The 13542-nt window shown below is 71.6% G+C and carries 7 protein-coding genes; 2 read left to right on the plus strand and 5 right to left on the minus strand.

Translation table 11 applies throughout. The features are described from left to right. Position 1: 1 nt before the first annotated feature. From IG62_RS0120655 to IG62_RS0120665, 3 genes are all read right to left on the minus strand, one after another. Positions 2-4480: an aminotransferase class I/II-fold pyridoxal phosphate-dependent enzyme gene (locus IG62_RS0120655; RefSeq protein WP_324604639.1), complete on the minus strand. Its 4479-nt coding sequence runs from the start codon at positions 4478-4480 to the stop codon at positions 2-4. Positions 4481-4638: 158 nt separating this feature from the next. Beyond that, on the minus strand, positions 4639-6162 hold the full coding sequence (locus IG62_RS0120660; RefSeq protein WP_030805047.1) for a long-chain-fatty-acid--CoA ligase: 1524 nt from the start codon (positions 6160-6162) through the stop codon (positions 4639-4641). A gap of 143 nt (positions 6163-6305) precedes the next feature. Beyond that, positions 6306-7988, minus strand: a complete 1683-nt coding sequence (locus IG62_RS0120665) for a sulfatase (RefSeq protein ID WP_420711086.1) — start codon at positions 7986-7988, stop codon at positions 6306-6308. Between the two features lie 282 nt (positions 7989-8270). Here IG62_RS0120665 and IG62_RS0120670 point away from each other — a divergent pair, with 282 nt between their 5' ends. Further along, positions 8271-9350: a S1 family peptidase gene (locus IG62_RS0120670; RefSeq protein WP_030805053.1), complete on the plus strand. Its 1080-nt coding sequence runs from the start codon at positions 8271-8273 to the stop codon at positions 9348-9350. Between the two features lie 68 nt (positions 9351-9418). On the opposite strand, the gene IG62_RS0120675 is transcribed toward IG62_RS0120670, so the two are convergent. Both IG62_RS0120675 and IG62_RS0120680 read right to left on the minus strand, forming a co-directional pair. Continuing rightward, complete coding sequence (locus IG62_RS0120675) at positions 9419-11500, minus strand: catalase (protein WP_030805054.1); 2082 nt, start codon at positions 11498-11500, stop codon at positions 9419-9421. A gap of 1 nt (position 11501) precedes the next feature. Beyond that, a complete protein-coding gene (locus IG62_RS0120680; RefSeq protein WP_030805057.1) occupies positions 11502-12050 on the minus strand; it encodes a type 1 glutamine amidotransferase domain-containing protein in 549 nt (182 codons plus the stop codon). 464 nt (positions 12051-12514) lie between these two features. Here IG62_RS0120680 and IG62_RS0120685 point away from each other — a divergent pair, with 464 nt between their 5' ends. Next, complete coding sequence (locus IG62_RS0120685; RefSeq protein WP_030805058.1) at positions 12515-13486, plus strand: SDR family NAD(P)-dependent oxidoreductase; 972 nt, start codon at positions 12515-12517, stop codon at positions 13484-13486. The last annotated feature ends 56 nt before the right edge of the window (positions 13487-13542 follow it).

The following is a 13542-nucleotide window of genomic DNA, read 5'->3' on the forward strand; positions in this document are numbered from 1 at the left end:
TTCAGGTCCTCTGCCGGAGGTCGAACCGCTCGGCCAGGGCGGAGATCGTCTCGTTGAGCCGGCCGATGTCGTCGTCGGTGTTCGCGGCGGTGACCTGGATGCGGATGCCCACCCGGTTGCGCGGGACGAGGGGGTACGCCGCCAGCGTCACGTAGATGCCGCGGTCCCACATGAACCGGCCGACGTCGCCCAGGTCGGAGTCGCGGGCGAGGGGGAGCTCGATGATGGGCAGTCCGCTTTCGTTGGGGGTCTCGATGCCCAGCAGGTAGAGGTGGTCCAGGATGCGGGCGGTCTTGCGGTGCAGGGCGGCCCGGACGGTGTCCCCGCGCCGGTCGTTGACGTCGAGGCCGGCGAGCGCGGTGGCGAGCGACGCCGTGGGGGACGGCCCGGAGTACAGGTACGGCGCGGCGGCGACCTTGAGGTGGTTCTTCAGCCACGTCGGCAGGGCCAGGAACGCCAGCAGCGAGGAGTACGCCTTGGAGAAGCCGCCGACCAGGACGATGCCGTCGTAGGTCTCGCCGAGGTGCCGCACGATGCAGTTGCCGCGGCTGCCGTACGGGGAGGTCTCGCCGGTGCCGCGCTCGCCGATGACGCCGAACCCGTGCGCGTCGTCGATGTAGAGCAGGGCGTCCCGCTGCCGGCAGATGCCCGCGAGCAGGGGCAGGTCGGGGAGATTTCCGGTCATGCTGTCGACGCCGTCCAGGCACACCAGGCGGGAGGCTCCGCGCGGCGCCGAGCGCAGCAGGACCTCGAGTTCGTCCGGCCGGTCGGCGTGGAAGCGCTGCACCGTGGCGCCCTGGCCCCGGGCCACCAGGCATCCGTCGTAGACCGTGCGGTGGGCGCGGGCCTCGACGAAGATGTGTCCCTCGCCGGCCAGTACCGGTATCACGGAGGCGTGGATGAGGGTGATGGTGGGGAGCAGCAGGCTGTCCTGGGCGTGGAGCAGCGCGGTGAGCCGGTCCTCGATGTCGGGGTAGAGCCGGGGGTTGCCGATCAGCCGTGACCAGCTGGGGTGGGTGCCCCAGCGCCGGACCTGCGGTTCGATGGCGGCCATGATCTCGGGGTCGAGGTCGAAGCCCAGGTAGTTGCAGGAGGCGAAGTCGATGAGCCAGTGGTCGCCGCTGCGCAGGTGCCGGCCGTCCACCTCGTCGATGACCGCGTCGCACATGGGGTTGGTCTGTCTCAGGCGTTCGAGCTCGCCCCACCGCGGATCGCGTCGTGCTCCGCCGGTTGTCCTCAGTGCCTTGTGCACGTGGTCCTCCTCCGCCCCGGACCGGCGGGTACCGGTGCGCTGTGGGTCTGAGGGTGCGGTGGTCCGGCGGGATACCGGGCTGGTCGCCGCGCTGCCGGCCAGGACCGGGGCCCGGCGCTCGGCCGTGCTCCGCAGCAGCTCTTCCGCCTGGTCCACCGTCATCGGGCGGGCGAACAGATAGCCCTGCCCGTACCGGCACCCCATGGTCAGGAGCCGGTCCCGTTGCACGTCCTCTTCGATGCCTTCGGCGATGACCTGCAGACCGAGCGTGTCGGCGATGCGCACAATACCCTCGACCAGGGCGACTTGTTGGGTATCGACGCCTATGTCGTCGATGAACGATTTGTCGACCTTCAGCAGGTCGATGGGGAATTCCCGGAGATAGCTGAGCGACGAGAAGCCGGTGCCGAAGTCGTCGATCGCCATGCGCACGCCGAGATCCTTGAGCGCCCCCATCACGGCGCGGATCTGCTCGTCGGAGTGCATCAGGACGGTCTCGGTCAGCTCCAGTACGAGGGAGCCGTGGGCCACTCCGGTGGCGTCGAGGACGGCACGGACCTCGTCGAGGAAGCCGGGGTCGCGGAACTGCCGGGCGGAGACGTTCACGTTGATGTGCAGCGGGTCCGGCCGGGGCAGCTCGCGCTGCCAGCGGGCGAGGTTGGCGGTGGCCTGCTGGAGCACCCAGGCGCCGAGCGGCATGATGTGCCCGGTCTCCTCGGCGAGCGCGATGAACTGATGGGGCGTCACCGAGCCGCGCCGGGCGTGCGGCCAGCGGGCCAGCGCCTCGAAGCCGGCGAGCGCGCCGGTCGCGATCTCCACGATGGGCTGGTAGCGGACGTCGAACGCCTCCGCGTCCAGCGCGCCCTCCAGCCGGGACCGGAGTTCGTGCCGTTCGAGCATGCCGGTGTGCAGCCCCGCCTGGTAGCGGCGCCACTGCCGCTTGCCGGCCGTTTTCGCCGCGTACAGGGCCAGGTCGGCGTGGCCGAGCAACTCCTCGGCGTCGGCGCTGTCCAGGGCGGTGGCGATGCCCACGCTGGCGGAGGTGCTGACCATCTGCGCGGAGAGCCGGAAGGGCTGGTTGAGGTTCCGTACGACCTGTTCACCGAGCGCTTCGGCGTCGGCGGGCTCGCGCACGCCTTCCATGAGCACGCCGAACTCGTCGCCGCCCAGGCGCGCCGCGGTGTCGCTGGCCCGCATCGTTCCGGTCAGCCGTCGTGCCACCGCGATCAGCAGTGCGTCGCCGACGGAGTGGCCGCTGGTGTCGTTGACGACCTTGAAGTCGTCGAGGTCGATGAAGAGGACGCAGGGGACGGTGCCGTCGCGGCGGCCGCGCAGCAGGGCGCGCTCGATCCGCTCCAGGAGGAGCAGCCGGTTGGGCAGGCCGGTGAGCGCGTCGTGGAAGGCGCGGTGGGTGAGTTCGCGTTCGAGTTTGCGCTGCTCGGTCACGTCCCGCAGGGTCAGGACCAGGCCGTGGACGGTCTGGTCGTGCCGCAGGTTGCTGCACCGGGCCTCGACGTCGATGCGGGCGCCGTCACTGTGCAGGACCTGCCAGTCGTCGCGGCTGTCCTGGCAGTCGCCGTCGCGCATCCGGGCCAGGGCGCGCAGGGCGCGTTCGCCGTCCTGTTCGGCCATGAGGTCGGCGAGGCGCACTCCGTTGAGCGGGGTGCGGCCGAACATGCCCTCCGCGGAGGGGCTGGCGTAGCGGATGGTGTTGTCGTCGTCGAGGATGAGGATGACGTCCGAGGTGTTGTGCACCAGGGTGCGGAAGTACGCCTCGCTGTTGCGCCGGTTGATCTCCTGGCCGAGCGCCACGCGCTCCATCGCCAGGGCCGCCTGCGCGGCGAGGGTCTCGAAGGAGCCCCACCGTTCGGCCAGGCTCTTCTCGGTGCCGGCGACGATCAGGGCACCGATCAGGGAGTCCCCGGCGGGGCCGTTGCTGACGGCCAGTGGGCAGAGCAGCGCGCTGGGCAAGGGGGCGAGTTCCGCGGCGGCCTCCGGGCCGAGGTCGGCGACGCGCACGATCTGGGTCTCGCGGGCGAGGAGCCGGGGGCGCCAGGAGTCGGCCGACTCGTCCTGCCAGTCGACGGTCCAGGTGTGCGGCTGTGCGGCGGAGGGCACGGTGTGCAGCCGGGTCTCGCCGGGGGTGAGGGTCAGCAGGGCGACCTCGTAGCCCACCCCGGGGCCGAAGAGCGGTCCGGCCGCCCGGCGGATCGAGTGGGCGATCTCCTCGACGCCGGACGTGGACACCAGCGTGGCGGCCGCCACCCGCAGGCCGCGTTCCCGGGTCACGGCCCTCAGGTGCACCACGACCAGCCCCGACAGCCGGGCGAACACGAGCAGGAAGAGCACGGCCGAGAACACCGCGATCACGGGCACGTCCTGCAGGTCGCCACGGACGGCCTCCTGGATGAGCAGCACGGGCGCGATGAGCGAGGCCAGCGCGAGCACGGCGAGCCGCCGGGGGTGGATACCCGCCTGGCGTACGGGGGTGCGCTCGGTCAGTTCCACCATCGACGGGTGCAGTGCGGCCAGACCCCAGGCGGTGAAGAAGACCACCCAGCCCAGGTCTATCGGCGTGCCGACCTGCCAGACCCCTTTGAGCTGGAGGAGCCCGTACAGGACGTCGGAGAAGAGGATGCCGAAGGTGCCGAGGGTGAGGAACTGGACGGCCCGGGTCCGGGCGGAGCCGGGTGTCAGCAGCCGGGCGAGCATCGCCAGCATCAGCACGTCACCCAGCGGATAGGCGATCGAGATGGTCCGCTGGACCCACGTCATGTCGGGGGCCGTGGTGTACGGGTTGATCAGGTAGTCCCAGGAGAGCAGGGCCAGGCCGGACGTGAGGATCATCGCGTCCAGCAGGCTCGCCACGTCGCGGCCGGTCCGGCGGTAGCGGATGAAGCCCAGCAGCCCGGCGGCGAACAGGGGGTAGGTCGCCAGGTAGAAGACGTCGGCGAGGGAGGGGAACGGGTTGTCCTGGTGCAGGAAGGTGTTGAGCACGTTGTACGTGGTGTCGCCGGCGCCGAAGGCGAGGTTCGCGGCGGCGAGCACCAGCCAGGGCCAGGCGTGGGCCGGCCGGTGCATGCGGATCCCGGCGATGATGGCCCACACGCTGCCGAGGACGATGGCGGCCCAGGTGACGGTGTGTGCGGAGGGCACCGTCAGGTAGATCACGGTGGGCGGGATCACGAGGATGACGTACGCGGCCATCAGGCGGTGTATGCGGCTCAAAGCGAACCGCCTCCTCCCGTGACCGGACGGACGCCAACCGTCCTGCGCGGTCAACCTGAACGCTTTTTGATACTATGTCCGCTTTTCCGTATATGCATGACGGCATGGGTCATTGGCATATGCCACAGGCATGGACAGGGAGGTGCCGGGTGGTCACGTCACCCGGCGCGCAGCTCCTTCTTGAGGATCTTGCCGGTGGGGCCCTTGGGCAGCGCGTCGACGAGCCGGATCTCGCGGGGGTACTTGTACGCGGCAAGCTGTTGCCGGCAGTGGGCGGTGAGTTCCTCGGGAGTGGTGTGCGTACCGCGGCGCAGCGCGACGACGGCGACGACCTCCTCGCCGAGCCGGTCGTCGGGGCGGCCGATGACCGCGGCCTCGGCCACGGACGGGTGGGCGTACAGGGCCTCCTCGACCTCGCGCGGGTAGACGTTGTAGCCGCCGCGGATGATCAGGTCCTTCTTGCGGTCGACGACGAAGAAGTAGCCGTCGTCGTCCTGGTAGCCGAGGTCCCCGGTGTGCAGCCAGCCGTCGCGCAGCGCCTCGGCGGTCTCCTCGGGACGCCGGAAGTAGCCCTTCATGACGTTGTGGCCGCGGATCAGGATCTCGCCCACGTGCTCGGGACCGGGCGGCAGCGCGACGCCGGTGTCGTCGGCGATCCGCACCTCCACGCCCCAGATCGGCTTGCCGATGGAGAGCACCTTGCGCTGCTCGACACTGATGTTGAAGGTGGCGGTGCTGGCCGTCTCGGACAGGCCGTAGCCCTCCAGGACGGCCACGCCGGGGAACTTCTCCTCGAAGGCCCGGATGGTCTCCCCCGGCATCGGCGCGCCGCCGCAGGCCCCGACGCGCAGTGCGGTCAGGTCCCGGTGGGAGGTGTCGGCCTGGAGGAGGGCGGTGTACATGGTGGGGACACCGGCGAAGATGGTGCAGCGGTGCCGTTCGAGCGCGTCGAGGACCGCACCGGTCTCGAACCGCGGGACCAGGGCGAGCGTCCCGCCGTACCGGACGGCCAGGTTGAGGACGCCGGAGAGCCCGAAGACGTGGAAGAGCGGCAGCACCGCGAGGGCGATGTCGTCGGGGCGGCAGCCGAACAGCTCGCCGGTGACGGTGCAGTTCATGTAGAGCTGGAAGTGGGTGAGCTCGGCGCCCTTGGGGCGGCCGGTGGTGCCGCTGGTGTAGAGCAGGACGGCGGTGTCGTCGGCGTCGGCCGGCTCGATCTCGCCGGTGTCGTCGGCGGTGGTGAGCTCGTCGTAGGGCCGGGTGCCGGCGATCCGCCGCGCGCTGCCGGGCACCGGGACGACGTACACCGGTACGCCGCCGCCGAGTTCGGCGCCCTTGACCGCCTCGTCGGCGAACTCCTCGTGGGTGAGGAGCAGCCGGGCCCCGGAGTCGGTGAGGTGGTAGGCGATCTCGGGGGCCCTGAGCAGCGGGTTGAGCGGGACCATGACCAGGCCGGCCTTGAGGATGCCGAAGTAGGCGAACAGGAACTCCGGCACGTTGGGCAGGTGGACGGCGACCACGTCACCACGTTGCAGGCCCAGCGCGCGCAGGGTCGCGGCGACCCGGCCGGAGGTCTCGTCGGCCCCGGCATAGCTGACGGTCCGCGTGCCGTGGTGGCACAGGGGTTTGTCCGGGTGGTTCCGGCGGGATTCACGAAGAGCGATGGCGAGGTTGAAGCTCATTCGGGCTCCTGGCGGGGTGCGGCCCGACTCCACGTGGTGTGCGTCGGTGCGTGCCGAGCATAGGCAGCGGCTGAGCGATGCTCAACAGGGCGAATGGGTATGATTTCGCCGGGGGTTGACCGTCGATCCGGGGCGGGCAGGGGTCACTTCCGCGCCTGGTGTGCGGAGCCGGACCGGGGCCCGTAGGCGGTCAGGAAGCGGTCGCGGAAGGTGTCCATCCGCCAGACCGGCGTCCTGGCTCCGGGCCGGAGGCCGGGCTGCCAGCCCCAGCCGGAGATCCGGCGCAGCACGGCCGGGTCGTGGGCGACGATCGCCACCGGTACGTCCCGGCCGGCGTGCTGGCCGGTGACGGTGGGGACCGGCTGGTGGTCGCCGAGGAAGACCAGCACGGTGTTCTTCCGGCCGTACTTCTCGACGTACGAGAGCAGGCTGTGCAGCGAGTACTGGATGGCCCGGCCGTACTCGGTGCGGACCCGGGCGGCGTCCTGCCACACGTCCTTGGGGTCCTTGCCGGCCGCCTTGACGGCCCGGTAGACCGAGCCGTCGCCGACCCGGCCCCAGCCGAGCATCTTCGGCAGCGGCGCCCACGGGTTGTGGCTGGAGGTCAGGATGATCTCCGACATCAGCGGCTTGCCGCCCCGCTTGCCGTGCTGCAGCCGCTCGAACGCGGACAGGCTGTACTGGTCCGGCATCCGCGACCAGCTGAAGTTCGGGCCCTGGTAGCCGAGGGTGCGGGAGTCGTAGACGGTGTCGAGACCGTAGAAGCGGGCCTCCGGCCAGGACCGGCTGACGCCCGGCATGATGCCGACCGTGCGCCAGGCGCCGGTCCGCCGGAAGGCGCGGGTCAGGCTGAGCCGGTCGCTGGAGGTGACGGTGCGGTAGCGCTGCTGGTTGTTGATCCACAGGCCGGACAGGAAGGTGGAGTGCGCCAGCCAGCTGCCGCCGCCCGCCGTCGAGGAGGTGAGCCAGCCGCTCCGGGCGGTGAAGCCGGCCCGCCGCAACTGCTCGGTCCCGTCCGCGAGCACCGTGTCGACGCCGGGGCCTATCACCGGGTCGTCGATCGCGGTGCGGCCGTAGCTCTCGATGAAGGTGAAGATGACGTCCTTGCCGCGCAGTCCGTTCAGCAGCCGGTCGGGCGGCGTGCTCCCGAAGGGGTCGGTGGCCGCTTCCGCGGCGAAGACCCGCTCGTCGGCCAGGCTCGTCCGCACCTGCCGGGCGCGGTCGTCGAGGTGTTCGGCGGTGGTGCGGGAGGCGAGCGGCGCCCCGGCGAGCTGGAGGCCGAGCGCGGCGCTGACGAGCCAGGCGGTCCCGAGGACGAGGGTGCCGCGGGTCGCCAGGGAGCTGTGCCGGGCCAGGACATGACTCAGCCGGAGCACGGCCAGCGCCATGAGCACGGGCAGGGCGAGCGCGACGAGCACGGCCCCGACGACGGCGGCGATCGCCCCCGTCCGGCCCGCCGAGTCGTCGAGGAACGACGCGGCGTCGCCGAACAGCCCCCAGTCCAGCACCGGGTCGAACGGCCTGACCAGCACCGCGCGGAAGCCCATGTCGAGGAGGTCGAGCAGGGTCATCAGGCCCAGGACCACGCCGGCGAGCACCGCGACGACCCGTCGCGGCCTCGGCGGCAGCAGGAGCAGCAGCGCCGCCCCGGCGATCCCCTCCACCGGTATCCGGACGAACGCGCCGGGCGTCAGGCGGATCAGGTCGTCCGGCAGGACCAGCGCGCCGAACACGAGCACGGCGGCGAGGACGGAGGTGACGGCCCGCCTCCGGCGCCGGTTCGTCCCCCTGGCCAGGAGCTGACGCAGCTGCGTGATGAGCGGCACCCGAGGGTCCTTCCGTACGAGGCGGACTGATGTGGCGACGGACCCGGCAGGCGGCCGGTCGTCGTTGTCCGTCTGTACGGCCCGGCGGCGCGGTCCGTTCACCCGTCCGTACAGGTGATTCCTGGAGAAGTGTGGGCGGCCGGGGGTGGTGCACGGGCAGGGAGAGTAGACACCCCGCGCCGCCTCGCCCGGCCTTCGGCCCCGCCCGTGGCGCCAGTAGCCCTTGAGGCGTGCGCATCACCGAGACCCGCTGCTGGCCCGCTCCCCAGCGAGAGGTTTGTGTTGAAGCATCCGCGCGTACCCACGCCTCGTTCCGTCCTGGCCGGCGTCGGTGTGGTGACCCTGGCCATCGCTCCCCTGCTCGCCCTGCAGAGCGCCCACGCGCACACCGCCCGGGCCCCCGGCCCCCCGTCGGCCATCGCCGCCGCCGAACGGGCGGTGGCCATCGGCTCCTCGCTCGGTGCGGCCGGGGCGGGTTCGTACTACGACCCCGACAACCACAAGCTGGTGGTGAACGTGACCACCGAGGAGGCGGCCGGCAAGGCCCGGGCGGCCGGAGCCGAGGCGAGGATCGTCAAGCACTCGCTGGCGTCGCTGGACGCGGCCCGGGCGACCCTCAAGGAGCACGCCTCGATCCCCGGGACCTCCTGGGGCATGGACCCGAAGATCAACAAGGTGGTCATCACCGCCGACCGCACCGTCCGGGGGGAAGATCTGGAGCGGCTCAAGGCGGTCGCCGGCTCGCTGGGTGACCGGGCGGTGATCCAGCTGTCGCCGGACACCATCGAGCCGCTGATCGCCGGCGGGGACGCCATCTGGGGCACCGAGGCGCGCTGTTCGCTCGGCTTCAACGTCGCCAAGGGCGGGCAGCCGTACTTCCTGACGGCCGGCCACTGCACGCACGCGGTGCCGAGCTGGTCCGCCACCCAGCAAGGCCCCCCGATCGCGATGTCGGAGGCGGGGAGCTTCCCCGGTGACGATTTCGGGATCGTGCGGTACACCGCCGCGGACATGGCGCACCCGAGCGAGGTGAACCTCTACAGCGGCGGGGCGCAGCACATCGCCCGGGCCGCCGACCCGATCGTGGGCCAGAAGGTGCGGCGCAGCGGCAGCACGACCCATGTGCACGACGGGGAGGTCACCGCGGTCAATGTGACGGCCAACTACCAGGAGGGGACCGTCGAGGGACTGATCCAGACCTCGGTCTGTGCGGAGTCCGGCGACAGCGGCGGTCCGCTCTTCGAGGGGGACACCGCGCTCGGCCTGACCTCCGGCGGCCGCGGCAGCTGCGCCTCGGGCGGCATGAGCCTCTACCAGCCGGTGACCGAGGCCCTCGCGAAGACGGGGTCACGGATCGGCTGACGCGGCTCGGTCCCGGCGGCCGGGGGGCCGCCGGGACGGGGAGCCGGGCCGGATCTCCCGGTGCCGGCTCAGATCCTCGCCGGCGGGCGGTTGCGGTGCCGGTGGGCGGCGGTGGCCTCCGCGAAGGCTCGGGCGAAGGCGTCACCGTTCGCGGCGGCGGTCACCACGCCCTGGTCGCTCACCGGTTCCGCGCCCCCGGAGGCGGTGCGCACCTGGCCGGGCAACAGTTTCTTCAGCACCTCGATCCCGGAGCCCAGGGCGCCGATGGCCTTGCCGTGCCGGTAGGCGTCGAGCACGAAGCGGCGGGCGGCGCCGTCGGCCGCGGTGTCGCCGGCCCCGAGGCCGCCGTCGGGCAGCACCACCGCGTCGTAGAGCACGGAGGCCACGGTCGGCAGCGCCCGGTCCGCCGACAGGCTGCCGGAGGCGCCGGAGACCTCACCGTCCTGGGGCGCCAGGGCCTCGACGAAGGCGCCCTGCTCCCCCAACGCCTGCTTCAGTCCGCCGACTTGCTGCGCGTCCACGCCGTCCATGACCAGGACCGCGATCTGGCGGCTGCGGATGGAGCCGTCGCCCTTGAGGTTCTCGAAGCTCAGCGCGGGGGACGGGGTGGGCCGCGGGGTGTCGGTGGCCTCCGGGGCGGGAATGCCGAGGCCCTCGGCGACCTTGGAGGCCAGGGTGTGGTCGATGTGCGCCAGCTCGCCGACGGTGCGTTCGCGGACCTCCTTGGCGTTGACCTTGCCCAGTTCGAAGCGGAACGCGTCGATGATGTGCTGCTGTTCCCAGTCGGCCATGCTGTGCCAGAACAGCGCCGCCTGGGTGTAGTGGTCGGTGAAGCTGGGGCTCCGCTGACGGATCTTCCGCCCGTCGACCCGCTCCGTCAGGTGCCGGAAGGCGGATTCGTCGGCGCCGGCGAGGGCCGGGCAGCCGCCGCCGAGGGAGTTCGGCGAGTAGCTGGTGCCCTGGTGGATCCGGCTCTGGTGGTAGCCGTCGCGCTGGTTGTTGCGGACCGGCGCGAGCGGCCGGTTGACCGGCAGCTGGGGGAAGTTGGGCCCGCCCAGCCGGATGAGCTGGGTGTCCAGGTACGAGAAGTTCCGGGCCTGCAGCAGGGGGTCGTTGGTGAAGTCGATGCCGGGCACGACGTTCGCGGTGTGGAAGGCGACCTGCTCGGTCTCCGCGAAGAAGTTGTCCGGGTTGCGGTTGAGCACCATCCGGCCGATGGGCCGCACCGGCACCAGCTCTTCGGGGATGATTTTGGTGGCGTCGAGGAGGTCGAAGTCGAAGGAGTGCTCGTCCTCCTCCGGTACGAGCTGGACGCCGAGTTCGTATTCCGGATATTCCCCGGCCTCGATCATGTCCCAGAGGTCGCGGCGGTTGAAGTCCGGGTCGCGGCCCATCGTTTCCTGCGCCTCGTCCCAGACCAGCGAGTGCACCCCGAGCTTGGGCTTCCAGTGGAATTTCACGAACGTGCCCTTGCCCTGCGCGTTCACGAAGCGGAAGGTGTGCACGCCGAAGCCCTGCATCATCCGGTAACTGCGCGGAATGGCCCGGTCCGACATCAGCCACATCATCATGTGGAGGGTTTCGGGCTGGAGCGAGACGAAATCCCACAGGGTGTCGTGCGCGGACGCCCCGGTGGGGATCTCGTTGTGCGGCTCCATCTTCACCGCGTGCACGAAGTCCGGGAACTTGATGCCGTCCTGGATAAAGAAGACCGGCATGTTGTTGCCGACCAGGTCGTAATTGCCTTCCGAGGTGTAGAACTTCGTGGCGAATCCACGGACGTCCCGCACGGTGTCCGCCGAACCGCGCGGGCCCTGGACCGTGGAGAACCGCACGAACACCGGCGTCTGCACGCCCGGATCCTGGAGGAAGGCGGCCCGGGTGAACTCCGCGCAGGACTCGTAGGGCTGGAAGTAGCCGTAGGCGCCGGCGCCCCGGGCGTGCACCACCCGCTCCGGGATCCGCTCGTGGTCGAAGCGGGTGAGCTTCTCCCGGAAGTGGAAGTCCTCCATCAGCGTCGGGCCGCGTTCACCCGCCTGCAGCGAATCGTCGGTGTGGTCGACGGTCACGCCCTGGTCGGTGGTGAGCGGACCGGCGGCAGGATCGTCCGCGAAATGCGCGCGGCGCTGCTCCTGTTTCTGGTCCGCCACCTCAGGCCGCCCTTCCCGCCTGGGCGAATTCCGTGACGAAGGTGGCGCAGAACGCCTTGAGATCGGCCGGCTTACGGCTGGTGATCAGCGTGTTGTGGCCCGCCGTACAGACCTTGACCTGCTCGTCCACCCAGGTGCCGCCGGCATTGCGGATATCGGTCTGCAGACTCGGCCAGGACGTCAGGGTGCGCCCCCGTACCACATCGGCCTCGACCAGCGTCCAGGCCGCGTGGCAGATGGCCGCCACCGGCCGGCCCCGGTCGAAGAAGCTCTTCACGAAGGCGACCGCGTTCTTGTCCATCCGCAGCGCATCGGGATTGGCGACGCCACCGGGCAGGACCAGACCGCCGTACTCCGACACGTCGACCGCGTCCACCGTCCGGTCCACCGGAAAGGTGTCGGCCTTGTCGAGGTGGTTGAACGCCTGGATCCGGCCGGACTTGGTGGACACCAGGTGGGGAACGTCCCCCGAATCCAGAACCGCCTGCCAGGGGCCGGTCAGTTCGACCTGCTCGACACCCTCGGGCGCTACCAGGAAAGCAATCTGCATGAGCCGTGGTTCCTTTCTTGCTGCGGTGCTGAGGCCGCTGCCATGAGTGCGGTCACGCCGGTCGTCGGCACACGGCGCGGGTGCGGCGGACGCCGGGATCGCGCGCAGGACGAATTCCCGGTGGGCCCGGCCGCCCATGCCGGATCCGCCGCGATTAAGCCGGATGCGTCCCGCGGTAACCGAACGGCTCGCGACCGCCGCACGGCCGCTCCGTCCGGTCCCTGAGCCGGGTGCCCGGCGCGCGGCCGGTGAAACGGGGTGGCGGGGGGCCGCGGCCGCCGCCCGGCGCACATGCGCACCGCAACGCCTCCGGGTAGCGTCGGAGGGGCGACGCGCAGGGGCCGCCCCGCGATGCGCCGGTCCCGCCGCGTCCGCACGCCACACGAAGGGCTCTTCGACGCCACACAGTCAGGCGGCCAGGGCCCTCGTCATCACGGGCAACGGGCTCGACGAAAGGGCTCCTCATGCGGGTGTTGCCGGCCGCTCCCTCGATCGAAGGGCTCACCGCCGTGGTCACCGGCGGCTCACGCGGACTGGGTCTGCTCATGGCCCGTCAGCTGCTGCGCCGGGACTGCGACGTCGTCCTGCTGGCACGGGACGCGGCCGAACTGGACCGGGCGGTCGGCAAGCTCGGCCGACCGGGCGGCGGCGCGGTGCGCGGCGTGGTGTGCGACGTGCGCGACGGCGCCGCGGTCCAGGAGCGGTTGGCGGAGATCGCGCGGGACAACGGCAGGCTGGACATCGTCATCGCCAATGCCGGCATCATCCAGGTCGGCCCGGCCGAAGCCCTCGGCGTGGAAGGGTTCCGGGACGCCCTGGACTCCATCTTCCACGGCGCCCTGAACACCGCGTTCGCCGCCCTGCCGCACCTCAGGCGCAGTCCGGCGGGCGGCCGGCTGGCGCTCGTCGGGTCGGTCGGCGGCCTGCTGGCGGTGCCGCACCTGCTGCCGTACTCGTGCGCCAAATCGGCGGTCGCCGCGCTGGCCGAGGGGCTGCACGCGGAGGAGGCCGCGTACGGGGTCACCGTCACCGGGGTGCATCCCGGGCTGATGCGGACCGGATCGCATCTGCACGCGCGGTTCGGCGGCGACCGGCGCCGGGAGTACGCCTGGTTCCAGGCGCTGGCCGGCGCGCCCCTCCTGTCGATGAACGCCGAGCGGGCGGCGGAACGCATCGTCTCCGCGGTGCAGCGGCGGCGGCCCCGGATCGTGCTCACCCCGGCGGCCAAACTGGGCGCCGTGGCGCACGGCGTGGCGCCGGTGCTCACCACCCGGCTGGTGTCGGCGATGGGCCGGGTGCTGCCCCGCGACGGCGGCACCGGTACGGCGGAGGGCTACCGGGTCGAGGCCGAGGAGCAGCCGCCCGCCCGCCGGTTGCGCAGGGTGCTGGGCGTGCTCAACGAGCGGGCGGCCGGCCGCTTCAACCAGCGGGGCTGAGGCTCCGGCGGGCCAGGTGTGGACCGCCGGCGAACGGGCACGAGCAGCCGTGGACG

Origin of the sequence: Streptomyces sp. NRRL S-337, assembly GCF_000720175.1 — a bacterium.
GTDB lineage: Bacteria > Actinomycetota > Actinomycetes > Streptomycetales > Streptomycetaceae > Streptomyces > Streptomyces siderophoricus.

Excerpts from the sequence above, each read along its gene's own strand:
- IG62_RS0120680 (WP_030805057.1), bottom strand. The coding sequence starts at position 12,050 with ATGCAGATTGCTTTCCTGGTAGCGCCCGAGGGTGTCGAGCAGGTCGAA.
- IG62_RS0120660 (WP_030805047.1), bottom strand. The coding sequence starts at position 6,162 with ATGAGCTTCAACCTCGCCATCGCTCTTCGTGAATCCCGCCGGAACCAC.
- IG62_RS0120685 (WP_030805058.1), top strand. The coding sequence starts at position 12,515 with ATGCGGGTGTTGCCGGCCGCTCCCTCGATCGAAGGGCTCACCGCCGTG.